21 protein-coding genes are annotated in these 23,362 nt (G+C 71.3%); 6 read left to right on the top strand and 15 right to left on the bottom strand.

The genetic code is table 11. The annotated features are described in order from the left end of the window. Positions 1-2 precede the first annotated feature (2 nt). Positions 3-2,126 carry a S9 family peptidase gene (locus tag AC59HU_RS00105; RefSeq protein WP_497221287.1) on the top strand — a complete coding sequence of 708 codons (2,124 nt, stop codon included), beginning with the start codon at positions 3-5 and terminating at the stop codon, positions 2,124-2,126. A gap of 148 nt (positions 2,127-2,274) precedes the next feature. On the opposite strand, the gene AC59HU_RS00100 is transcribed toward AC59HU_RS00105, so the two are convergent. Then, a complete protein-coding gene (locus AC59HU_RS00100) occupies positions 2,275-4,389 on the bottom strand; it encodes a DEAD/DEAH box helicase (protein ID WP_497221286.1) in 2,115 nt (704 codons plus the stop codon). A gap of 101 nt (positions 4,390-4,490) precedes the next feature. Continuing rightward, the gene (locus tag AC59HU_RS00095; protein WP_497221285.1) at positions 4,491-4,826 is read right to left on the bottom strand and encodes a DUF6804 family protein; all 336 of its coding nucleotides are present in this window, start codon (positions 4,824-4,826) and stop codon (positions 4,491-4,493) included. A gap of 39 nt (positions 4,827-4,865) precedes the next feature. Between AC59HU_RS00095 and AC59HU_RS00090 the strand changes: the two genes are divergently transcribed. From AC59HU_RS00090 to AC59HU_RS00075, 4 genes are read left to right on the top strand one after another with little or no spacing between them, the layout of a single operon-like run. Next, positions 4,866-5,264 (top strand): hypothetical protein, encoded by a 399-nt coding sequence (locus tag AC59HU_RS00090; protein WP_497221284.1) that lies wholly within the window; start codon positions 4,866-4,868, stop codon positions 5,262-5,264. Positions 5,265-5,276: 12 nt separating this feature from the next. Beyond that, positions 5,277-6,203, top strand: coding sequence for a pseudouridine-5'-phosphate glycosidase (locus AC59HU_RS00085; protein WP_497221283.1), 927 nt, complete (start codon positions 5,277-5,279; stop codon positions 6,201-6,203). Between the two features lie 2 nt (positions 6,204-6,205). Then, positions 6,206-7,171 (top strand): carbohydrate kinase family protein, encoded by a 966-nt coding sequence (locus AC59HU_RS00080; RefSeq protein WP_497221282.1) that lies wholly within the window; start codon positions 6,206-6,208, stop codon positions 7,169-7,171. Beyond that, on the top strand, positions 7,168-8,613 hold the full coding sequence (locus AC59HU_RS00075; protein WP_497221281.1) for a M20/M25/M40 family metallo-hydrolase: 1,446 nt from the start codon (positions 7,168-7,170) through the stop codon (positions 8,611-8,613). Before AC59HU_RS00080 ends, AC59HU_RS00075 begins: the two co-directional genes overlap by 4 nt. A 47-nt stretch (positions 8,614-8,660) precedes the next feature. On the opposite strand, the gene AC59HU_RS00070 is transcribed toward AC59HU_RS00075, so the two are convergent. From AC59HU_RS00070 to AC59HU_RS00020, 11 genes are all read right to left on the bottom strand, one after another. Then, positions 8,661-9,212: a GDSL-type esterase/lipase family protein gene (locus AC59HU_RS00070; protein ID WP_497221280.1), complete on the bottom strand. Its 552-nt coding sequence runs from the start codon at positions 9,210-9,212 to the stop codon at positions 8,661-8,663. A gap of 87 nt (positions 9,213-9,299) precedes the next feature. Further along, positions 9,300-10,784: an SDR family oxidoreductase gene (locus tag AC59HU_RS00065; RefSeq protein ID WP_497221279.1), complete on the bottom strand. Its 1,485-nt coding sequence runs from the start codon at positions 10,782-10,784 to the stop codon at positions 9,300-9,302. 246 nt (positions 10,785-11,030) lie between these two features. Next, complete coding sequence (locus tag AC59HU_RS00060; protein WP_497221278.1) at positions 11,031-11,894, bottom strand: aldehyde dehydrogenase family protein; 864 nt, start codon at positions 11,892-11,894, stop codon at positions 11,031-11,033. Further along, positions 11,891-13,333: an aldehyde dehydrogenase family protein gene (locus tag AC59HU_RS00055; RefSeq protein WP_497221277.1), complete on the bottom strand. Its 1,443-nt coding sequence runs from the start codon at positions 13,331-13,333 to the stop codon at positions 11,891-11,893. The genes AC59HU_RS00060 and AC59HU_RS00055 overlap by 4 nt, the downstream gene beginning before the upstream one ends. Positions 13,334-13,342: 9 nt before the next feature. After that, the gene (gene deoC / locus AC59HU_RS00050) at positions 13,343-14,350 is read right to left on the bottom strand and encodes a deoxyribose-phosphate aldolase (protein WP_497221276.1); all 1,008 of its coding nucleotides are present in this window, start codon (positions 14,348-14,350) and stop codon (positions 13,343-13,345) included. Continuing rightward, positions 14,347-15,684, bottom strand: a complete 1,338-nt coding sequence (locus AC59HU_RS00045) for a CynX/NimT family MFS transporter (RefSeq protein ID WP_497221275.1) — start codon at positions 15,682-15,684, stop codon at positions 14,347-14,349. The genes deoC and AC59HU_RS00045 overlap by 4 nt, the downstream gene beginning before the upstream one ends. 115 nt (positions 15,685-15,799) lie before the next feature. Further along, the gene (locus AC59HU_RS00040) at positions 15,800-16,744 is read right to left on the bottom strand and encodes a bifunctional riboflavin kinase/FAD synthetase (protein WP_497221274.1); all 945 of its coding nucleotides are present in this window, start codon (positions 16,742-16,744) and stop codon (positions 15,800-15,802) included. After that, complete coding sequence (locus AC59HU_RS00035) at positions 16,741-17,154, bottom strand: hypothetical protein (protein ID WP_497221273.1); 414 nt, start codon at positions 17,152-17,154, stop codon at positions 16,741-16,743. Before AC59HU_RS00035 ends, AC59HU_RS00040 begins: the two co-directional genes overlap by 4 nt. 38 nt (positions 17,155-17,192) lie before the next feature. After that, positions 17,193-17,561, bottom strand: a complete 369-nt coding sequence (locus AC59HU_RS00030) for a hypothetical protein (protein ID WP_497221272.1) — start codon at positions 17,559-17,561, stop codon at positions 17,193-17,195. Then, a complete protein-coding gene (locus AC59HU_RS00025; protein ID WP_497221271.1) occupies positions 17,558-18,586 on the bottom strand; it encodes a tRNA pseudouridine synthase B in 1,029 nt (342 codons plus the stop codon). Before AC59HU_RS00025 ends, AC59HU_RS00030 begins: the two co-directional genes overlap by 4 nt. A 17-nt stretch (positions 18,587-18,603) precedes the next feature. After that, on the bottom strand, positions 18,604-19,218 hold the full coding sequence (locus tag AC59HU_RS00020) for a nucleoside/nucleotide kinase family protein (RefSeq protein ID WP_497221270.1): 615 nt from the start codon (positions 19,216-19,218) through the stop codon (positions 18,604-18,606). Positions 19,219-19,249: 31 nt separating this feature from the next. Here AC59HU_RS00020 and AC59HU_RS00015 point away from each other — a divergent pair, with 31 nt between their 5' ends. After that, a complete protein-coding gene (locus AC59HU_RS00015; protein ID WP_497221269.1) occupies positions 19,250-20,128 on the top strand; it encodes an iron-sulfur binding domain-containing protein in 879 nt (292 codons plus the stop codon). A 39-nt stretch (positions 20,129-20,167) separates the two neighbouring features. On the opposite strand, the gene rbfA is transcribed toward AC59HU_RS00015, so the two are convergent. Both rbfA and infB read right to left on the bottom strand, forming a co-directional pair. Further along, a complete protein-coding gene (gene rbfA / locus AC59HU_RS00010; protein WP_497221268.1) occupies positions 20,168-20,614 on the bottom strand; it encodes a 30S ribosome-binding factor RbfA in 447 nt (148 codons plus the stop codon). Positions 20,615-20,752: 138 nt separating this feature from the next. After that, positions 20,753-23,362, bottom strand: a 2,610-nt coding sequence (gene infB, locus AC59HU_RS00005) for a translation initiation factor IF-2 (RefSeq protein WP_497221267.1), incomplete at its 5' end; no start/stop codon positions are given.

The raw sequence follows: 23,362 nt of genomic DNA, 5'->3' as shown, positions 1-23,362 counted from the left end.
GCATGGCTTCTGCTCCCGCTCCCCGTGCCCGGAAGGTCCCCTTCGAACGCGTCCACCACGGTGACGTCGTCGTCGATCCCTACGAGTGGCTGCGCGACAAGGGCGACCCCGAGGTGATCGCCTACCTCGAGGCCGAGAACGCCTACACCGAGGCCGAGACGGCGCACCTGGCGCCCCTGCGGCAGCGGCTGTTCGACGAGATCAAGTCGCGCACGCAGGAGACCGACCTCTCCGTGCCGGTCCGCGAGGGCGGCTACTGGTACTACACCCGCACCGCCGAGGGCTCGCAGTACGGCCGGCACTGCCGCGCTCCGATCAGCGGCCCCGACGACTGGACCCCGCCGCTGCTCGAACCGGGCGTCCCGGTCGAGGGCGAGCAGCTGGTGCTCGACGACAACGCCGAGGCCGAGGGCCACGAGTTCTACTCGCTGGGCTCCTTCGACATCAGCCCCGACGGCTCGCTGCTGGCCTACGCCGTCGACACGGTCGGCGACGAGCGGTACACCCTGCGCATCCGAGATCTCGCGACCGGCGAGGATCTCGCCGACGAGGTCACCGGCACCTTCCCGGGAGCGGTCTTCTCCGGCGACGGCCGGAGCGTCTACTACCCGACGGTCGACGACGCCTGGCGGCCGGACACGATCTGGCGCCATCGCCTCGGCACGGCCGCGGAGGCCGACGAGACCGTCTTCGTGGAGCCCGACGAGCGCTACTGGGTGGGCGTCGGCCTGACCCGGAGCAAGAAGTACCTCGAGATCGCGGTCGGCTCGAAGATCACCTCCGAGGTGTGGCTGCTGGACACGACGGATGCGGACGCCGCCTTCACGCTCGTCTGGCCGCGGCGCGAGGGCGTGGAGTACTCGGTCGAGCACGCCGTCGTGGGCGGTGAGGACAAGCTGCTGGTGCTGCACAACGACGGCGCCCTCAACTTCGAGCTGATCGCGGTGGATGCGGCCGACCCGGTCGACCGGTCGCGCTGGAGCACCGTCCTCCCCCACGACCCCGCGGTGCGCCTGGAGGACGTCGACGCCTTCGCCGGGCACCTCACGGTCGACTACCGGCGCGACGGCCTGACCCGCCTGGCCGTGCTGCGCCTCGACCCGGAGAGCACGACGATCGACGGGTCGGCCTTCACCGAGCTGCAGTTCGACGAGCCGCTGTTCTCGGTCGGCACCTCGGGCAACCCGGAGTGGGAGCAGCCCACCATCCGGTACGGGTTCACCTCGTTCGTGACGCCGTCCTCGGTCTTCGACTACGACGTGGCGGCCGGTAGCTCGACGCTGCTCAAGCAGCAGCGGGTGCTCGGCGACTACGACCCCGCGGCTTACGCCGAGCGCCGCGAGTGGGCGACGGCCCCCGACGGCACCCGCGTGCCGATCTCGATCGTCGGGCGGAAGGACGTGCTGGAGTCCGGGGATCCCGCGCCGTTCGTGCTCTACGGCTACGGCTCGTACGAGGCCTCGATCGATCCCGGCTTCTCGGTGCCCCGGCTCTCGCTGCTGGAGCGCGGGGTCGTCTTCGCGATCGCCCATGTCCGTGGCGGCGGCGAGCTCGGCCGGCACTGGTACGAGGAGGGCAAGACCCTCGCCAAGCGCACCACCTTCACCGACTTCGTCGCCTGCGCCGAGCACGTGATCGCCCGGGGCCTGACGACGCCCGGGCAGCTCGTCGCCCAGGGCGGCAGCGCGGGAGGCCTTCTGATGGGGGCCGTCGCGAACCTGGCCCCGCACCTGTTCGCCGGCATCCTGGCCCAGGTGCCGTTCGTGGATGCGCTGACCTCGATCCTCGACCCGTCGCTCCCGCTGACGGTGATCGAGTGGGACGAGTGGGGCGACCCGCTGCACGATCCCGAGGTCTACGCCTACATGAAGTCGTACTCGCCGTACGAGAACGTCACCGACCAGCCCTACCCGCGCATCCTCGCCGTCACGTCGCTGAACGACACGAGGGTGCTCTACGTCGAGCCGGCGAAGTGGACCGCCCGCCTCAGAGACGTCGACGCCCCCGTGCTGCTGAAGACGGAGATGACCGCCGGCCACGGTGGTGTCTCGGGCCGCTACGCCCGCTGGCACGAGGTCGCCGACGAGTACGCCTGGACCCTCGACGTCCTGAACAAGGCCGACTGACCCGAAACGGAGGCTCCGGCCGAGGACCGGGGTTTCCGGTCCGAGCCATTGGCTGGGTCTGGCAGCGGTCGCGCAGCGAACGCCGGAGATGGCTCGGACCGGAAACCCCGGTTCTCGGCCGAAGCCGGGGCCCGAGCCCGAGCCCGAATTAGCCCTCGAGCGCCGTCCGCAGAAGACCGACGAGAGCGTCGAGCTGCACCGAATCCGACGACCCGACCTCGACGTCCGACCCGTCCAGCGCCCGCGCCGCGAGCCCCTGCTTCGAGTCGATCAGCTCGGCGATGCGGGTGTCGATGGTCTGCGCTGCGATGATCCGCCACGCCGTCACCGGCTCCTCCTGCCCGATCCGGTGCACCCGGTCGATGGCCTGGGTCTGCTCGGCCGCCGTCCACGACAGCTCGGCCAGCACGACGTTCGAGGCGGCCTGGAGGTTGAGGCCGACGCCCGCCGCGGTGAGCGAGCAGACCGCGACCGACACATCGGGATCGTTGTTGAAGGCGTCGATCTCGCGCTGGCGCAGCGTCGCCGACTGGTCGCCGCGGATGGAGACGGTCTTGAGCTCGCGGCGGGCGAAGAGATCCTCCGCCGCATCCATCACGTCGATGTGCTTGGCGAAGAACACGACCTTGCCCACCGAGCGGGCGAGCTGGGCGGTGTAGTCGGCGGCGAGCCCGGCCTTCGCGGTGCCGATGCGGCGCACCATGGTGAAGACGTTCAGGCCGTCTTCGGTGGTCTTGGTGTCTTCCAGCTCCTGGCGGGCGACCAGTCGCATGAGGTCGTCGTCCGGCAGCTCGTCGGCGTCGTCGCCGCGCGCGTTCGCCCGGGCGGCGACCAGCCGGCGGTAGCGGGTGACCAGTCGGGCGCCGAGCTCGCGCTCGGCCTCGCGGATGGAGCGGCCCAGGTCGTCGTCGAGCTCGACGGGCAGGTCGACGATGCGCTTGGCGGGAAGGTCGGCGGCGACGTCGATCTTGCGACGGCGCACGATGCCCATGTCGATGACGGCCTCGCGGGCCTCGGCGAAGAAGCCGGTGTCAGCCGGGGTGAGCCCGACCTCCTCGAGTCGTTCCATCAGCACGGGGGTGGGCTTGGTGCCGTCGATCCAGCCGAGGAACTGCCAGATGGCCCGGAAGTCGTCGACGTCGTTGATCAGCGGGGTACCGGTCAGCGCCATCATCAGCGGGTTGCCGCCGGGTGCGGTGTGACGGATGCGGTCGGCCAGCGCCAGCACGTTGCGCGAGCGCAGCGACGACATGTTCTTGATGAAGTGGGCCTCGTCGACGACCATGCCGCGGAAGCCCATGGTTCCGAGCCAGGAGAGGTGCCGGTCGAGCACCTCGTAGTTGACGACCACGACGTCGGCGAAGGCGTCGAGGTTCTCGCCGTCGCCGTTGACGACGGTGGCGCGGCGGTGCGGGGTCCAGATCTCGACCTCGCGGGCCCAGTTCATCTTGACCACGTTGGGCACCACGGCCAGCAGCGGGTAGGCGTCGGCGACGGATGCGGCCAGCAGCGACTGCGCGGTCTTGCCGAGGCCGGGTTCGTCGGCCAGCAGGAAGGTGCGGTGGCCGGCCTGCACCGACTGCAGGAACCGCGACTGGTGCACCATCAGCTCGTGCCCGGCGGGCGAGAGCCGGTCGATCGTCGGAGCCTCGGGCAGCTCCATGCTGGCCGCCCGGCCGCCTGCGCCGTACTCGAAGGCACGGTAGAGGGGGCCGAGCAGCTCCCAGTTCGACAGCCGGCCCACGCCGTGCGGCTTCGCCGGGGTGAGGTCGGGGGCCATGAAGGGGTTCGCGAGCTGACGCGACTTGACCGAGGTCGGCACGACCTGCCGCTCGGCGAGCTCGGGCGGCACGACGGTGGCCGAGGGGGTCGGAAGCTCGGGCTCCTCGTCGGGCACGTCGTACCCGGCGTCCTCCAGGTATTCGCGCTTCATCTTGCGGGCGGCGGGCGAGATGGCCGCGTCGTTCTCCAGCAGCGCGATCAGCGAGGTGTCGCGCGCCGCGGTGCGGGCGAGGATCGAGGCGATGCCGTCGAGCCGCTTCAGCTGCTCGGCACGCTCGGAGTCGCTGAGCGCCTCGTCGGCCTTGATCGAGGCGCGCTCCTCACGCATCAGCAGCGCCACCACGAGGAACTTCGTGCGGTTGGCGGGTGCGACCTTGCCGCGCTGGGCGGCCGCTTCGACCTCGCGCACCTTGCGGGCGAGGATGGGGATCAGACCGGTGTTGTCTGCCGTGCGCGTTCGGCGGGTGCCGGACCTTGACATCGTTCTCCTGGGGAGTCTGCGGAAACCACGGGAGGCCTGGGCACCTGAGCAACGTGACGGGAGTCACGGTCGGCGCGAAGAGCGGTTCACCCGCGGTGCGACTAGTCTACGCGATGCACCTTGATCAGGAGGCCACTCGCCACGAACACGATGGCGCCGACCACGTGGGCGATGTACCAGGCGACCAGCGGCAGGTCGAAGGGGAGCACCGGGTTCCAGAGCACCGCCACCGCCAGGAGCGGAGGCAGCCACCACCATTGCTTGGCCTGCCCGGCGAACACGCAGATGATCAACGCGAGGATGCTCACGACGTACCGCGCGATCGTGAACCAGTCGGTGTCGACGACGGCGATGAAGGCCATCAGGGCGATCGCTCCGAGGAGTCCGGGGGCGAGTGCGGGGCGGGTGAAAGCCGGTACGGCCTGTCGGTTGCTCATGTCTCGCCAATCCTACGCGCGGCTCGGTAGGGTGAATCCATGACGATCCCCTCGGCTTCCACGTCACCCCTGTTCGCCGGTCCGGAAGGGTTGTGGACCGCTGATCCCGAGGAGCTCGCCGCCCGTCTGCTGGTCGCGGTCTTCACCGGTCAGGGAGCGGTGCCGCTGCCCCAGAAGGACGTCTCCGAGGTCTATTCGACGCTCGCCGCCCTCGGCGGCTACTCGCTTCCCGACGTGCGGTCCGGCAACACCCAGCCACTCGGCCTCACGGTGCAGCTCGCCCAGGAGGCCATCCTGATCTGGGAGCGCGCGACCGTCGCCACCCGTCTGAGCGCCGGCACCGGGCCGGTCTCGCACACGATCACTATGCTCCGCTTCGGTCCGGGCATCCTGACCTCGACCGACCCCGTCGCCGCGCTCAAGGCGCGACTGCACTAGAAAGGCCCCACCGTGGCTTCACCCTTCCTCGTCTCCGACGAGGTGGCCGAGGCGCTGCGCGCCGGCCGCCCCGTCGTCGCCCTCGAGTCGACCATCATCTCGCACGGGCTCCCCCGACCCCGCAACCACGAGGCCGCCCAGGAGTTCGAGGAGATCCTCCGCTCCGCCGGCGTCACCCCGGCGACCATCGCCGTGCTCGACGGCGTGCCCCGGATCGGTCTCGACGAGGAGGGCGTCCGCCGGATCGCGTTCGAGGACCTGACGAAGGCCAGCGTGCGCGACCTGCCGATCCTCGCCGCGAAGAAGGCGAGCGGCGCGACGACCGTGGCCGCGACCGCCTATCTCGCCGGCCGCGCGGGCCTGCGGGTCTTCGCGACCGGAGGCCTCGGCGGCGTGCACCGCGGCGCCTCGGAGTCGTTCGACGAGTCGGCCGACCTCAGCACGCTCGCCCGGGCCGGCGTCACCGTGGTCTCGGCGGGCGTCAAGAGCGTGCTCGACATCCCCGGCACCCTCGAGCGCCTCGAGACCCTGAGCGTGCCGGTCGTCGGCTATCGCACCACCGACTTCCCGAGCTTCTGGCTCCGCGAGTCCGGGTACCGGATCGACTGGCAGGTCGACGACGCGGTCGAGATCGCCCGGGTCATGCAGGCGCAGGACGAGTTGGGCGACGGTCAGGGCATCGTCGTCGCGAACCCGCTCCCGGCCGAGCAGCAGTGGGATCCGGAGGAGCACGACCGCGTGCTCGCGACGGCCTTCGCGGCCGCGGAGCAGGCGGGGGTCTCCGGCAAGGCGGTCACACCCTTCCTCCTCGGCTACATCGTCGACGCGTCCGAGGGCCGGAGCCTCGAGGTGAACCTCGACATCGCCCGCAACAACGTGCGGCTCGCGGCCGAGATCGCGATCGCCTGGAGCGGTCTGACCGCACAGCCCGAGGACTGAGTGTGACGGGCGCGGGCCGGGTCGTCGTCTTCGGCGACGTGATCGAGGACATCATCGTCACCCCGGCCACCGGCATCCGCCCGGACACCGACACCACGGCCCGGATCGAACGGCGCGCGGGCGGCTCGGCCGCGAACGCCGCCGCCTGGTTCGGCGAGCTCGGCCTCCCCACCGACTTCTTCGGGCGGGTGGGCCGCGGCACCCGCGGCCTGCACGGCGAGGTGCTCCGCCGCTCCGGGGTCACCGCCCACCTGGAGGAGGACCCCGAGCTGCCCACCGGCACGATCGTGGTCATCCTCGAGGCCGACCGCACCCGCACCATGCTGACCGAGCGGGGCTCCAACGCCCTGGTGGGTCCGGCCGACGTCGACGCGGGCCTGCTCGGGCCGGGCGCGCTCCTGCACTTCACCGGCTACTCCCTGTTCAGCGACACGAACGACTCCCGCCTGGCCGCGTTCGCGCGGTTGATCCAGGCGGCGCGGGATGCGGGGGCGACCGTCTCCGTCAATCCCGGCTCGGCCGGGTTCATCGCCGACCACGGTGCGACCAGCGTGCTCGCGGGCACCGCGGGCGCGACCGTCTTCCTCCCCAACCTCGATGAGGGCCGCGCCCTCACCGGTCTCGACGACGAGCGGGCGGTGCTGGAGGCCCTGCTCGCGCACTACGAGATCGTCGCCCTCACCCGGGGCCGTCGCGGGGTGCTCGCCGCGACCCGGCACCACGGCCCGGTCGAGGTTCCCGCGCTCCCCGTCGACCCGATTGACACCACCGGCGCCGGCGACGCGTTCAGCGCCGGATTCCTGGCGTCGCTGCTCGCCGGCGGGCCGGTCACGAGCGCCGCGGCGACCCCGGAGCGACTGACCCGGGCCGGCCACCAGGGGGTGCGGTGTGCGGCGATCGCCGTGACGACCTCCGGGGGCCGACCGCCCGAGGGCGTGGGCGCGCGGATCGAGCGGGAGGTCGCATGACCGGGGCCGAGGTCGACGACGAGGCGCTGGAGCGCTTCCGAACGTTGCTGCGCATCCCGACCATGTCGCTTCCGGATGCGGCCCGGGTCGACGGGGCCGCCTTCGCCGCATACCGGGATGCGCTCGAGCGCTTGTACCCGGCGGTCCACGGCGCGCTCGAGCGGGAGGTGCTCCCGGGCGGGTCGCTGCTGTATCGCTGGGCTGGGTCCGGATCGGGGTCCGGATCCGGATCGGGGCACGAGGCGGGTACGGATTCGACGGCCAACACAGCTTCGACGGCCGGCACGGCCTCGGGCGATGCTCCCCCGGCATCCCCTCCGCCCGCCACCGTCCTGATGGCGCACTACGACGTCGTGCCCGCGACCGACGAGGGCTGGCAGCATCCGCCGTTCGAGGCCGTCGTCACCGGCAGCGGAGCGGAACGGCTGCTCTGGGGCCGCGGCACGCTCGACAACAAAGGCTCCGGCGTCGCCCTCCTGGAGGCCGTGGAACGCTCGGTGCTCGCGGGGGTGCGGCCGGCCGCAGACGTCTACCTCTTCTTCGGCCACGACGAGGAGACCGAGGGCACCGGTGCCGAGGCCGCGGCCCGACTGCTCGAGGCTCGCGGCGTGCGCATCGGTCTCGTGCTCGACGAGGGCGGCGCCGTGGTCGAGCAGGTCTTCCCCACCGTCGAGCGCCCGATCGCGGTCGTCGGCGTCTCCGAGAAGGGCACCTCGAACTTCACGCTGACCGTGCGGCAGAACGGCGGGCACGCCTCGACTCCCCCGCGTGACCCGGCGACCGATCGACTGGCCCGGGCCATCGTGCGCCTGTCCCGGCATCCGTTCCCGTCGGGGCTGAACGAGGTGACGGCGCGGATGATCGCGACCGTCGGTGCGGCCGGTCGCGATCCGCTGCGCTTCGTCTTCACCCGGGTGGGTCTGTTCCGGCCGCTCATCGTCGCGGCGTTCCAGCGGCTCGGCGTCGACACCGCCGCGATGGTCCGCACCACGATGGCGGTCACCCAGCTCTCCGGGAGCCTCGCCGCCAACGCCCTGGCCGAACGGGCCCAGGCGGTCGTGAACGTGCGGATCGCGATCGGCTCCTCGGTCGACGAGACCCGGCGGCACCTCGAGCGGGCGATCGCCGACCCGCTCGTGGCGGTCGAGATCCTGAGCGCCGACGAGCCCTCGCCGGTCTCGGATATGGAGGGGCCGGTCTGGGATCTCCTCGCGGCCGCGATCTCGGCGACCTACCCGGACGCGATCGTCACGCCCTACGTGCAGACCGGCGCCACCGACTCGCGGCGCTTCACGCGCGCGAGCCGCACGGTCTACCGGTTCAGCCCGTTCGAGATGTCGGGCGAGGAGCGGGGCACCCTGCACGCGAAGGACGAGCGGATCCGGGTCGCGACCTGGTTCACCGGCATCCGGTTCTACGAGGGGCTGATCGGCCGGCTCTAGTACCGGCTCTGATCACCTGCTCCGGTCGCCGGCTCTAACCGGAGCTCCTAGTCGACGCTGCCGAGTTCGGGCAGCCGGATCGGCCGCGACGACGGCGGCAGGTCGTGCACCCGCTCGAGCGCGGGCACAAGCTCGGAGAGCCAGGCCTCGTAGCCGGCCTCGTTGAGGTGCAGGCGGTCTTCGGTGTACTCGGGGCGGAGCTCGCCGTCCTCCCGGGCCATCACGGGCCACAGGTCGAGGTAGTGCGCGCGCACGGTCGCGGCGAACTGCCAGACGTGGCGGTTGATCTCCTTGACGAACTCGGCGTACTCGGCGCCGCGCGGCAGCACCGACTGCACCAGGATGCGCGCATCCGGCATCGCCGACCTGAGGTTCACCAGCACGGTCTCGATACCGCGCACGACGTGCTCGACCGCGCGGCGATTGGCGACGTCGTTGGTGCCGATCAGCAGCACGACCGTGTCGGGGTCGAGCGCGGCGACCTCGTCGATCCGCTCGATCAGGCCGTCGGTGGTGTCACCGCCGACGCCCAGGTTGAAGGCCTCGAGCTCGGGGAACCACTCCTGCCATCGTCCGCCCTCCGTGAGACTGTCTCCCACGAACACTGTCTTCGGCTTGCCGGACATGAATGCCTCCTCTGACGTTCGGTGCACTCCAGTCTCCCCGGGTTCGGCCGGGAGCGCCAATCAGGCCTCGGCGCCCGCCGCCAGCGCCGTCGCCGTGATGCGGTTCGCCATGCCGTTGAAGATGGCGCCGTGGAAGGGCAGGATGGCGAACCAGTAGAGTCGCCCGCTGAGTCCGCGGGGGAAGAAGACGGCCCGCTGGTCGTAGACCGAGCCTCCGTCGTCGGTCGGGGCGACCCGCATCTCGAGCCAGGCGCGGCCGGGGACCTTCATCTCGGCGCGCAGTCGCAGGAACGAGCCGCGATCGATCTCCTCGACCCGCCAGAAGTCGAGGGCGTCGCCGGTGTTGAGGCGGGTGGCGCTGCGGCGGCCCCGGCGGAGCCCCACCCCGCCGACCGCTTTGTCCATCAGCCCACGCACCGCCCAGGCGAGCGGGAAGGAGTACCAGCCGTTCTGACCGCCGATCCCCTCGACGACCCGCCACACCGCGGCCGGGGCCGCCTTGGTGGTGCGCTGCTTCACGTCGGTGAACACGGTGTGACCGGCCCAGTCGGGGTCGCTCGGCAGCGGGTCGCTCGCGGCGCCCTCGACGAAGGCGTCCTGCCAGCTCGTCTCGACCTCGCCGGCCTTCTCCTTCTCCAGAGCCAGCCGCACGGCCCGGCGGTAGGAGGTGAGGCCGCCCTCCGGATCGGGGATGTAGCTGCGGATGTCGTGCTCGTGCGTGACGCAGTCGAACTGCAACGAGGCGATGATCGGGATGGCGAGGCTGCGCGGGATCGGGGTGACGAGGTTGACCCACTGCGAGGCGAGCCAGGGGGTGAGCACCGGCAGCTGCGCGATCGGGCGCTGCTTCAGCCCCGCCTCGACGGCGTAGCCGTTCATCATCTGGCCGTAGCGGAGGCGGTCGGGGCCGCCGATGTCGAAGGTGCGGTTGACGTCTTCGGGCAGGTCGGCGCTCTTCAGCAGGTAGTAGAGCACGTCGCGCACGGCGATGGGCTGGATGAAGTTGCGCACCCACTTGGGGGCGGGCATGTAGGGAAGCACGTCGGTCAGGTGCCGGATCATCTCGAACGACGTCGAACCGGAGCCGATGACGACGCCGGCCTGGAGCGCCGCCGTGGGCACACCGGACTCGAGCAGGATGCGGCCGACCTCGACCCGCGAGCGGAGGTGCGGCGACAGCTCGCCGGTGAGGGGATGCAGGCCGCCGAGGTAGACGATCCGCTTCACGCCCGCGGCGGCGGCGGCCACGGCGACGTTCTCGGCCGATTCCTTCTCGACCTCTTCGAAGTTCTTCTTCTTGCCGCCCATGGAGTGCACGAGGTAGTAGAAGACGTCGACGTCGGCGCAGGCCTTCACCAGACCCTCGGGGTCACCCAGGTCGCCCTGTACGATCTCGACGTCGCCGGCCCAGGGCACGTCGCGGAGCTTGTCGGGGTTGCGCACCAGCACCCGCACCGTGAACCCCGCGGCCAGCAGCCGCGGCACCAGCCGCCCGCCGATGTACCCGGTCGCTCCCGTCACCAGTGCCCTGCGCGTGTCGCTCATCTCTTCAAGCTAGCCCGCACCCCCGACACCCGCTCCCTTCCCAGAGCGACTCCCAGCCACCCAGAAAACCGCGCAGCAAAACCTACCCACAACTCCAGCGCCACATCGCAACAGGCCCTACGAATCCCACCCCAAGGTGAGGGCGCGGCCAAGCGGCACGACCGAAGGCCGCGCCGCTTGACCGCACCCGAACACGTCGCCCGCGCCGCAGAGGCGGCGGCGCGGCAAAAAAACAGCCGGCCTAACTCAGATCAAGCTCTTCGTGTGCCACACAGTCTTGACCTCCGTGAACGCCGTGATCCGCCGCAACGACGGCGCGGCCGCATCCACCCCGTCCTCCGGCGGCAGCACCCGCTTCAGCGTCTCGGCGGCCGCGATCTCCAGATCGATCCACTCGAGCGCTCCGGCGCCCACCAGGTCGAGCGCGTTGACGTCGGCGTGACTGGCCAGCCACGGCGCGATCTCGGCCGGCGACCCGGTGAGCACGTTGACGACGCCCTTGGGCAGGTCGCTGGTGGCCAGCACCTCGGCGAGGGTGATCGCCGAGAGCGGGTAGGCCTCGCTCGCGACCACGACGACCGTGTTGCCGGAGACGAGGGCCGGCGCGATCGCACTGACCAGCCCGACGAGGGCCGAGTCCTCCGGAGCCACGATCGCCACGACCCCGGTCGGCTCGGGCACGCTGAGGTTGAAGTAAGGGCCGGAGACCGGGTTGGCGTTGCCCGCGACCTGGGCGAACTTGTCGGCCCATCCCGCGTACCAGACCCAGCGGTCGATCGCCTCGTCGACCTGGTCGCGCGCGGCCGAGGAGGAGACGCCCTGCAGTCGCACGATCTCGTCCTCGAACTGGGCGCGGCGGCCCTCGAGCACCTCGGCGACGCGGTAGAGCACCTGCCCGCGGTTGTACGCGGTCGCACCCGACCAGCCGGAGACCGCGGCGCGGGCGGCGACGATCGCGTCGCGCGCATCCTTCCGCGAGGCCTTGGCGGCGTTCGCGAGGAACTCGCCCTTGGGCGTGGCGACCTCGTAGACCCGCCCGGACTCGCTGCGCGGGAAGGCGCCGTTCACGAACAGCTTGTAGGTCTTCGGAACCTTGACGTGGTTGCTCACTTGAGCCCCTCCTTGAGATACGCGGCCAGACCGTGGCGGCCGCCTTCGCGGCCGTAGCCGGACTCCTTGTAGCCGCCGAACGGGCTCGCGGGGTCGAAGCGGTTGAAGGTGTTGGCCCAGATCACACCGGCCCGCAGCTTGTCGGCGACCGCGAGGATGCGGCTGCCCTTGTCGCTCCAGATACCGGCCGACAGGCCGTACGGGGTGTTGTTGGCCTTGGCGATCGCCTCGGCCGGGGTGCGGAAGCTCAGTACCGACAGCACCGGGCCGAAGATCTCCTCGCGCGCGATCCGGTGACTGGTCGACACGTTCGTGAAGATCGTCGGCGCAAACCAGAAGCCGTTCTCGGGCAGGTCGCAGGCCGGGCTCCACCGCTCGGCCCCTTCGGCCTCGCCGATCTCGGAGAGCTCGCGGATGCGGGCGAGCTGCTCGGCGCTGTTGATCGCTCCGACGTCGGTGTTCTTGTCCAGCGGATCGCCGACCCGGAGCGTCTCCAGTCGCGCCTTCAGCCGGTCGACGACGTCGTCGTGGATGCTCTCCTGCACCAGCAGGCGGGATCCGGCGCAGCAGACGTGGCCCTGGTTGAAGAAGATGCCGTTGACGATGCCCTCGATCGCCTGGTCGATCGGCGCGTCGTCGAACACGATGTTCGCCGCCTTGCCGCCGAGCTCGAGCGTCAGCTTCTTCCCGGTGCCCGCGGTCGAGCGGGCGATCTCGCGGCCGACGGCCGTGGATCCCGTGAATGCGACCTTGTTGACGTCGGGGTGGTTCACCAGCAGGCGTCCGGTCTCCCCGGCGCCGGTGACGATGTTGACGACTCCGGCGGGGAGGTCGGCCTGCTGCACGATCTCGGCGAACAGCAGCGCGGTCAGCGAGGTGGTCTCGGCGGGCTTCAGCACCACGGTGTTGCCGGCCGCGAGGGCGGGCGCGATCTTCCAGGCGAGCATCAGCAGCGGGAAGTTCCACGGGATGACCTGGGCTGCGACCCCGAGCGAGCGGGGGTTTCCGCCGAGGCCGGCGTGGTCGAGCTTGTCGGCCCAGCCGGCGTAGTAGAAGAACCAGGCGGCGACGAGCGGCACGTCCACGTCCCGGCTCTCCTTGATCGGCTTGCCGTTGTCCAGCGACTCGGCGACGGCGAGCTCGCGGGCGCGCTCCTGCACCAGTCGCGCGATCCGGAACAGGTACTTGCCGCGATCGCGGCCCGACATCCGCGACCAGGTCTTCTCGTAGGCCGTGCGGGCCGCGGCGACCGCGCGGTCGACGTCCGAGGCGTCGCCGTTCGCGATGCGCGCGATCGGCTTCTCGGTGGCGGGCGAGATCGTGACGAAGGAGTCTCCGGATCCGGGCACGAACTCGTTGCCGATGAACAGGCCGTACTCGGGCTTGAGGTCGAGGATCGCCGTCGACTCGGGGGCGGGGGCGTATTCGAGGAATGACATCAGGGGGTCCTAGTCGATCGTGACGTAGTCGGCGCCGGAGTAGTGCCCGGTGCGGAGCTTCTGGCGCTGGAGCAGCACGTCGTTGAGCAGGCTCGACGCGCCGAAGCGGAACAGGTGGGGCTGAAGCCACTCCTCACCGACCGTCTCGGCGACGGTGACGAGGTACTTGATGGCGTCTTTCGACGACCGGATGCCGCCGGCCGGCTTCACCCCGATCTTCTCGCCGGTCAGGCGGTTCCAGTCGCGCACGACCTCCAGCATGAGCAGGGTCACCGGCAGCGTCGCCGCCGGCGAGACCTTGCCGGTGGAGGTCTTGATGAAGTCGCCGCCCGCGAGGATCGAGAGCCACGACGCACGACGGACGTTGTCGTAGGTGTTCAGCTCGCCGGTCTCCAGGATGACCTTGAGGTGCGCGAAGCTCCCGTCGGCCCGGCGGCAGGCCTCCTTGACGGCCACGATCTCGTCGAAGACGAGGCCGTAGCGGCCGGAGAGGAAGGCTCCGCGGTCGATCACCATGTCGATCTCGTCCGCTCCGGCGGCGACCGCGTCGGCGGTGTCGGCGAGCTTGACGGCGAGCGAGGCGCGACCCGAGGGGAACGCGGTGGCGACGGCGGCGACGTTCACGCCCTCGTCGGTGCCGGCCGAGTGGGCGGCGCCGAGGGCCTCGACCGCGTACGGCACCATGTCGCCGTAGACGCAGACGGCGGCGACGCGCGGGGTCGACGGGTCGCCCGCATCCGGAACCAGCGCCTTGGCGACCAGGGAGCGCACCTTGCCGGGGGTGTCGGCGCCCTCGAGCGTGGTGAGGTCGATCAGCTCGATGATGCGGTCGAGCGCCCAGGCCTTCGAGGTGGTCTTGATCGAGCGGGTGCCGAGGCCCGCGGCACGCTGCTCCAGGCCCACGGCGTCGACGCCGGGGATGCCGTCGAGGTAGCGCTTGAGGGTGGATTCGGTCAGGTCGTCGCCGAGCACCTCGAGGGCTCGCTGGGCGGGGCTGACCGCTCTGTCTATCGTCACGGGTTCTCCGAACTGTTGGTGCGCATCTGTCGATTCTGCCACTGGTCCTCGAGCATGCGCGGGCGGGAGACGACTGCACCGGTGATCAGCAGGGAGACGGCGGTGACGATCAGGAACAGGATCGGCACGGTCCAGCCCCCGGTCGCGTCGTGCAGGATGCCGACCACCAGGGGCCCCAGGGCTCCGAACGCGTAGCCGAAGCTCTGCGTGAAGGAGCTGAGGGCCACCGAGCCGTCGTGGGTGCGGGTGCGGAGGTTGATCAGCACCAGGGTGAGCGGGAAGATCAGCGGGCCGAAGCCGATCAGCAGCGCCCAGAGCCAGGTCGCGGCGGTCGGCACGACCAGGAGCCCGGCGTACCCGATCAGGTAGGCGGCCACGCCCGCGATGATCAGCGGGAAGACGTTCCGCATCCGCGCCGCCAGCAGCGGCACGATCAGCGAGGCCGGGAGCCCGGCGACCGAGAACAGCGAGAGCAGGGCGCCCGCGTCGGCCGGTGAGGTGCCGGCGACGTCGGTCACGATCTCCGGCAGCCAGGCGAACATGGCGTAGGCGTTCATCGTGGTGAGCGCGAAGGTGAGCATGAGCGACCAGGCGATGGGCGACCGCAGCACCCGGCCGAAGCTCGCCGGACGCGGCTCCTCGTCCGGCCGGCCCGTGGCGGGGGACGCGCCGCGCGCGTCCTGCCGCGTCGAGTCCGGCGTGGACTGCGACGTGGACTCCCGCGTGGCCCGTCCCGTCGCCCGGCGCGCGCCGACGGCCAGCGAGAGCATCGGCACGAGCGCGATCACCGCGAACACCGACCAGAGGCCCACCGAGGTGCGCCAGCCCGCGGCCTCGGCGACCGGCACGGCGACCAGCGGCGGCAGTGTCGCACCGATCGCCATCACGGTCGCGTACAGCGAGGTGACCAGACCGATCCGGTCGGGGAAGTACTTCTTGACCAGCGGCGGCAGCAGCACGTTCGCCACGCCCATGCCCGCGAAGGCGAGCGTGCTGCCGAGCACGAGCACCAGGTAGTCGCCCGAGGCGGCCCGCACGAGGTGGCCCGCCAGGACCGCCAGGAGCGCCCCCACGACCACCGGCTCGAGCCCGAAGCGCCGGTGCAGCAACGGAGCGAACAGGCCCGCCACGGCGAAGCAGATGGGCGGCAGGGTGCCGAGGAAACCGATGCCGATGCTGCCGAGGGCGATGTCCGAGGACATCTGCTCGAAGATCGGCGAGAGCGCGGCGACCGCCGTGCGCAGGTTGAGCGCCGTGAAGACGATGGCCAGCAGGGCCAGGGTGCGCCCGGCCCACAGCGGCGCTCGGCGGGGCGGTGTCGCCGGCTCGGTCATCTGGTGCTCCCCCGGTCGGTGACTGCTGGCTGATTCTGGTCGTGCTCGTCGGTCGCGCGCGCTTGTCGCGCGTGCCGGTGCTACTCGGTGTTCGTGGTCGTGTTCGTGATCGCGCTCACCGCTCGGCGAGCAGCCCGCGCACCCGATCGACGTCGTCGTCCATCTGGGCGATCAGCGGCTCGATGCCGGTGAACCGCACCATGCCCCGGATGCGCGCCACGAACGCGATCTCCACCACATGATCGTAGAGGTCGAGCTCGCGGTCGAGCACGTAGGCCTCGACCTGCTTGGGCGGCACGCCCTCGAAGGTGGGATTGCTGCCGACCGAGATGGCGGCCGGGTAGCGGATGCCGTCGTCGGTCAGCCAGCCCGCGTACACGCCGTCGGCCGGGATCAGCCCCTCCGACTCCGCCGAGAGGTTCGCGGTCGGGTACCCGAGCTCGCGGCCGCGGGCGGCGCCGTGCACGACGACGCCCCGCACGCTCGGCACCCGGCCGAGGAGGGCGGCCGCGCGGGTCACGTCACCCTCCGCGAGCAGCTCGCGGATCCAGGTCGAGGAGACCTTCCGACCGCTCTCGTGCGCATCGGGGGTGACCTCGGCGATCTCGTCGACCTCGAAGCCGAACTCCGGCGCGAGCTCGCGGAGGGTCTGCAGGGTGCCGCTCCCCTTCGCACCGAACCGGAAGTCCTCCCCCACCATCACGACGCGGGCCCGGCACGCCGAGCCGAGCACGCGCTCGACGAAGTCGCGGGGAGGCATGGCGGCGAGGGCGCCGTCGAAGGGCAGCAGGATGGTGACGTCGACCCCGGCTGCGGCCAGGAGCTCGAGCCGCTGCTCGTTGCTCACCAGCTCGTCCGGCCGCGCCGCGGGGTTGAGCTGGGCGAGCGGATGGCGGTCGAAGGTGATCACCACCGAGGTGAGGCCGCGCTCGCGCGAGACCCGGTTCAGCTCGTCGATCACGGCGAGGTGGCCGGTGTGCACGCCGTCGAACTTGCCGATGGTGACCGCGGAGGGCCCCAGGTCGGCGGGGATCGCGTCGAGGCCGAGGTAGGTCTTCACCGGTTCCGCCGCAGCCACAGCATGCCGAGCACGGGCAGCACCAGCGGAATGAAGAGGTAGCCCATGCCGTACCACGACCAGACCGAGGCCTTCGCGAACAACTCGGGGAGGAAGATGCTGAGCGTGCCGACCGTGAGCACGCCGAGCAGCTCGAACGAGATGGTGCCCCAGGCGAGGCGGTACCAGAACCGGCCCGGTGCGATCAGGGCGACCGTGGCCACGATGTAGACCACCGCGGCCACCGCCGAGAGCGTGTAGGCCACGGGCGCCTGGTCGAACTTCGCGATGATCTCGTAGACCGACCGACCGGTGGCCGCGAGGGCGAGGATGCCGTACACGATGATCAGCACCGCCCCGATCCCCCGGGTTCGGGTTCGTCGAGCGGGAGGAGCGAGGGTGTCGTGAGCCATGGCAGTATGAGTTTATGGCACCGCCGCCACCGGGCGGCTCAGGCTCCCTGCACGAACCAGATCACGTTCATCCGGTACACCATCACGGCGACGGCGAGACAGACGGCCCCGAGCACGACCGTGCTCCAGCGACTGCGTTCGATCAGGGCCCAGAACCCGCCGGCGACCGGCAGCAGCACCGCCGAGATCAGGTAGATGTAGAACTCGAGCAGGCTGCCGCTGGGCTGGTTGCCGACCGCCGGGGAGACGATGGCGATCACCAGCTGGGCGAGCAGCAGCAGCTCGACCAGGGCCGTGGCGCCCATCGTGAGGTCGGTGGGCCGGCGCCCGGCGAGGCCGAGCACGATGCAGAGCAGGCCCGCCGCCACGGCGACGACGACCTGCACGACGGTGAACCACTCGATCATGCGGGGTCTCCCGGCTCGGGGGCGGTCTGGTACTCGTCGGGCGGGAAATTGACGATGCTCTTGGCGGTGCCGTCCTTGATCTCCAGCAGCCCGAGCAGCCGGCCGTCGGCGGTGACGGCCGCGACCGGGCCGCCGTCCGGCCGGTCGAGCGGGATGCGCTGGCCGTGGCCGAGCGCGAGCGCCTGGTCGCGGTCGACCTCCTCGACGGGGAAGAGGGCGCGGGCCACCTCGGCCGCCGGAAGGAGCGGCAGCGGCTCGCCGCTCTCGACGCCGGCCTGCAGGAGTTCGAGCGTGGGCGCGTCCTCGACCGGGAACGGCCCGATCCGGGTGCGCCGGAGGGCGGTCAGGTGCCCACCGACGCCGAGGGTCGATCCGACGTCGCGGGCGATCGCCCGGATGTAGGTGCCGGAGGAGCAGACCACCCGGACGTCGACGTCGAGCACGTCCCGGCCCTCGGCGACCGCCGGGCGCGGCGCCCCCAGCAGCTCGATCTCGGAGATCGTCACGGTGCGGCCCGCGAGCACGACGTCCTCCCCCGCCCGCACCCGGGCGTAGGCGCGCTGGCCGTCGACCTTGATGGCGCTGACGCTGCTCGGCACCTGGGTGATCGTGCCGGTCTGCTCCGCGAAGGCCGCGGCGAGGGAGCCGGCACCCAGCGAACCGGCACCCAGCGAATCGGCACTGAGCGAGCCGGCACCCAACGAATCGGCGCAGAGCGCCGCCACGGCGCCGACCGGGGCCGTGGTCGTGGTCTCGCCCTCGGCGTCGTCGGTCGTGGTGGCGGAGCCCAGTCGCACGGTCGCGAGGTACTCCTTGTCGAGGCCGACCACGTAGGTGAGCAGGCGGGTCGAGCTGTTCAGGCCGAGGATCAGCAGCCCGGTCGCCATCGGGTCGAGGGTGCCGGCGTGGCCGACCTTCCGCGTGCCGGCGAGGCGGCGGGTGCGGGCCACGACGTCGTGGCTGGTCAAGCCGTCCGGCTTGTCGACGAGCAGGATGCCGCTCTCGGACGACGACGCAGTTCTCACGCCTGCAACGCTAACAGTCAGCAGGAGTCGGCGAAGACGCGCCGCGGATGCTCGGGGTCGGCCACCGAGACGATCGCGCTCGCCCCGAACCGGGGCCCGGCCTCGGCCTGGTAGAGCTCGTCGGCGCCCCGCAACTCTGCCGGCAGCCCGAAGGACGAGCCCTCGAGGTAGACGGTGAAGTTGATCTGGCCGCGGAGGCCCGGTCGCTGCAGGAACGGGCCGTCGAGCACGAGCACCGCGTCCGCGGGCGCCGTCAGCCACCGCGACTCGGCCGGCTGGTCGCGTGCGGCGTCGAAGGAGGAGGTCTGGAAGCCGGTGCTCCCGGCGAGCCGGAACGGCTCGATCAGCACGCGCTTCAGGGTCGAGATGTCGTAGCGGTCGAAGTAGTAGCCCTCGGGCGAACCGGCGCCGCGCAGGTCACGGGCATCCCGGGGCCGCTGGAAGTCCTCCAGCGAGGCCTGCACGGTGTGCACGCCGTCGCGGCGGAAGGCTTCGGCCAGCGTCGCCGCGAAGGGCCCGGTGTCCTCCACCCCGTCGACGGCGACGATCACGCGGCCGGCCCGGTAGTTGTGCCGGATCTCGCCCACGAGGGCGTCGGCGAAGTCGCTCGCGGGGGTGGCGGGGATGGACATGTCCGAAGTCTAATTCCCTTACAGTTGACGGATGCCCGGGAACCCCGATCTCTCCGGTCCCGTCGTCGCCTGGTTCGCCCGGCATGCCCGCGATCTGCCGTGGCGTCGCCCGGGATTCCCGGCCTGGGGCACGCTGGTCAGCGAGTTCATGCTGCAGCAGACCCCGGTGGTGCGGGTGATCCCGCGCCTGGACGAATGGCTCACCCGCTGGCCCACGCCGGCCGACCTCGCGGCGGAGCCGGCGGGCGAGGCCGTGCGCGCCTGGCGGTCGCTCGGCTACCCGCGCCGCGCGCTCAACCTGCACGCCTGCGCCGTCGCGATCACCGAGCGGCACGGCGGTGTCGTGCCGAACGACGTCGAGGCCCTGCTGGCCCTGCCGGGCGTCGGCGACTACACGGCGCGCGCGGTCGCGGTCTTCGCGTTCGGCTCCCGCCATCCGGTGGTCGACACCAACATCCGACGCGTCATCGCCCGGGCGGTCGACGGCCTCCCCGAGGCGCCGGCGCCGAACGCCAGGCGCGACCTGCCGGCGATGACCGCGCTCCTCCCCGAGGACGACGACGACGCCGCCCGCTTCAACGCGGGGATGATGGAGCTCGGCGCCCTCGTCTGCACGGCCCGTTCCCCGAAGTGCGACCTCTGCCCCCTGGCCGACCGCTGCGCCTGGCGCGCCGCCGGCTACCCCGCCACCGAGGTGCCCCGCCGGGCCCCGCAGAAGAAGTACGAGGGGTCGGACCGCCAGGCCCGCGGCGCGATCCTCGCCGTCCTGCGGGCGCAGGCGCATCCGGTGACCGCGGCGCAGCTCGCGGCGGCGGTGCCCGACGCCGCCCAGTACGGCCGCGCCATCGCCGGCCTCCTCGCGGACGGCCTCATCACGTCGCCCGCCGACGACACCTTCGCCCTCCCCTAGCCCCAGTGGGGAAGGAGAGGGCAGAGGTGTGGTGACTGACTACTTGTCGTCGTCCTCGTCGTCGATGACCCGCGGCTTGACGTAGGGGTCCTCCTCGCCGGCGTAGGTCGCCGACTTCGCGAGCCCCTCGACCTGCGCGTCGCGGGCCTTCGCCTCGGCGAGAAGATCCTCGAGCACCTTCGCGTTCTCCGGCAGCGCGTCGGCGATGAACTCCAGCGACGGCGTCAGCCGCGCCGTGATGTTCTTGCCGACCTCGCTGCGCAGCATCCCGGTGGCCGACTTGAGGGCGGCGGCCGAGTCGGCGCGCTCCTTCTCGTCGCCGTAGACGGTATAGAAGATCGAGGCGTGCTGGAGGTCGCCCGTCACGCGCACGTCGGTAATGGTCACGAACCCGAGCCGGGGATCCTTGATCCCCTTCTCCAGTCGCTTGGCCACGATCACCTTGATGCGGTCCGCCATCTTGGCGGCCCGAGCCGGATCAGCCATCTTTCCTCTTCTCTCTCAGCAGCGAGTGTAAATCGTAAGGGCCCGGCGGGGTTCCGGTTCTCCCTCTCCGCGCCTTCGGGCGAATGCCCGACCGAAGCGGTGAGGGAGAACCGGAACCCCGACGGGCCCGACCACGGGTTACACCCGGGGCTTTTCCTTCATCTCGATCGTCTCGATCTCGTCGCCGACCTGGATGTCGTTGAACTTGCCGAGACCGATACCGGCCTCGAAGTCCGTCCGCACCTCGGTGACGTCGTCCTTGAAGCGACGCAGCGACTCGATGGCGAGGTTGTCCCCCACCACGACACCCTCGCGGATGACACGAGCCTTCGCGTTGCGGGTGATCGTCCCGGATCGGACGATGACACCGGCGATGTTGCCGAACTTCGAGGAGCGGAACACCTCGCGGATCTCGGCCACACCCGACTGCACCTCTTCGAACTCGGGCTTGAGCATGCCCTTGAGCGAGGACTCGATGTCGTCGAGCGCGTTGTAGATGACCGAGTAGAACCGGATGTCCACACCCTCGCGGGCCGCACGCTCGCGCGCCTTCGTGTCGGGTCGCACGTTGAACCCGATGATGATGGCGTTGTCGACGGTCGCCAGGTTGACGTCCGACTCCGTGACCGCACCGACACCGCGGTGGATGATCCGCAGCTGCACGCTGTCGTCGACCTCGATCTTGAGCAGCGACTCCTCGAGTGCCTCGACGGCACCGGAGACGTCACCCTTGATGATGAGGTTGAGCGCCTCGACCTTGCCCTCTTCGAGTGCACGGGTGAAGTCCTCGAGCGAGATGCGCTTGCGGGCCTTGGCCAGCGAGGCGTTGCGCTCGGCGGCTTCACGCTTCTCGGCGATCTGACGAGCGGTGCGGTCCTCCTCGGTGACGAGGAAGGTGTCGCCCGCGCGGGGCACGGTCGACAGACCCTGCACCTGGACCGGACGCGACGGCGTGGCCTCGGTGACGGTCTCGCCGTTCTCGTCGACCATCGCCCGCACTCGCCCGTAGGCGGTGCCGGCCACGATCGCGTCTCCGACGCGCAGTGTCCCCGACTGGATGAGCACGGTCGCGACGGCGCCGCGGCCCTTGTCGAGCTTGGCCTCGATGGCCACACCGCGAGCATCCTTGTTGGGGTTCGCCCGCAGGTCGAGCCCGGCGTCGGCGGTCAGCAGCACCGCGTCCAGGAGGTCCTGGATGCCGATGTCGTTGCGCGCCGACACGTCGACGAACATGACGTCTCCGCCGTACTCCTCGGCGACCAGGTTGTACTCGGTCAGCTGCTGGCGCACCTTGGCCGGGTTGGCGTCGGGCTTGTCGATCTTGTTGACCGCGACCACGATCGGCACGTTGGCCGCCTGGGCGTGGTTCAGCGCCTCGATCGTCTGCGGCATGATGCCGTCGTCGGCCGCGACCACGAGGATGGCGATGTCGGTCACCTGGGCACCACGGGCTCGCATGGCGGTGAACGCCTCGTGACCCGGGGTGTCGATGAAGGTGATCGGTCGCTCGATGCCCTCGTGCTCGGTGACGACCTGGTAGGCACCGATGTGCTGGGTGATGCCACCCGCCTCGCCGGCGACGACGTTCGCGTTCCGGATCGCATCCAGAAGGCGCGTCTTACCGTGGTCGACGTGACCCATGACGGTGACGACCGGGGGACGGATCTCCAGGTCTTCGTCGGTCTCGTCTTCCAGCTCCTGGTCGAGGTCGATGTCGAAGCCCTCGAGCAGCTCGCGGTCCTCCTCCTCGGGGGAGACGACCATGATCTTGTAGCCGAGCTCCTCGCCGAGCACCTGGAAGGTGGCCTCGTCCAGCGACTCGGTCGCCGTGGCCATCTCGCCGAGGTGGAACAGCACGGTCACCAGGTTGCCGGGGCTCGCGTCGATCTTGTCGGCGAAGTCGGTGATCGACGCGCCGCGACGCAGACGGATGACGGTGTTGCCGTCGCCGCGGGGAACGCTGACGCCACCGAGCGACGGGGCTTCCCGTAGCTCGAACTCGGCCCTCTTCGTCCGCTTCGACTTGCGTGCCTTGCTCTTTCCGCCACCACGGCCGAACGCACCGGCGGTTCCACCACCGGGCCCACGGCCACGGCCGCCCGCACCCGGACGGGGTGCGAAGCCACCGGGCGCGCCGCCCGGACGGAAGCCGGGCGAACCCGGAGCCGGACGAGCGCCGCCACCCTGAGCGGCGCCGGGCCGGAAGCCCGCACCGGTACCGGGGCGCTGGAAGCCACCCGGACGCGGAGCGCCGGGACGAGGGGCGCCCGGACGCGGGGCGCCGGGACGAGGAGCACCGGGACGCGGGATCGCGCCGCCGGCGCCGCCGCCCGAGCCGCCGCGCTGCATGCCCTGCTGGCTCGCGAAGGGGTTGTTGCCGGGGCGCGGGGCGCCGGGGCGCTGCATTCCCTGCTGGCTGGCGAAGGGATTGTTGCCGGGGCGCGGGATGCCCGGACGCGGGCCGCCGGGACGAGGCGCCGCGTTGTCGGAGGCGGGCTTCTCTGCCGCCTTGTCGGTGCCCGCGGAGGGGGCCGACGGGGCGGCCGGGCTCGCCGAGCCACCGGCCGGAGCCGGGGCGGCGGCCGGGGCCGACGGGGTCGACGCGGCCGGACGGGACTCGGCGGCGGCCGGAGCCTGGCTCGCGGGAGCCGGGGTCTCCGCCGGACGCGAGGGCGTCTGCCGGGCGGGGGCCGGAGCCGGAGCCGCGGGTGCCGCGGCGGCCGGGGTCGGTGCCGCGGGGCCGGGGCG

The organism is Herbiconiux sp. 320_LB (assembly GCF_059691755.1).
This window is presented reverse-complemented; position numbering and strand designations above follow the sequence as displayed.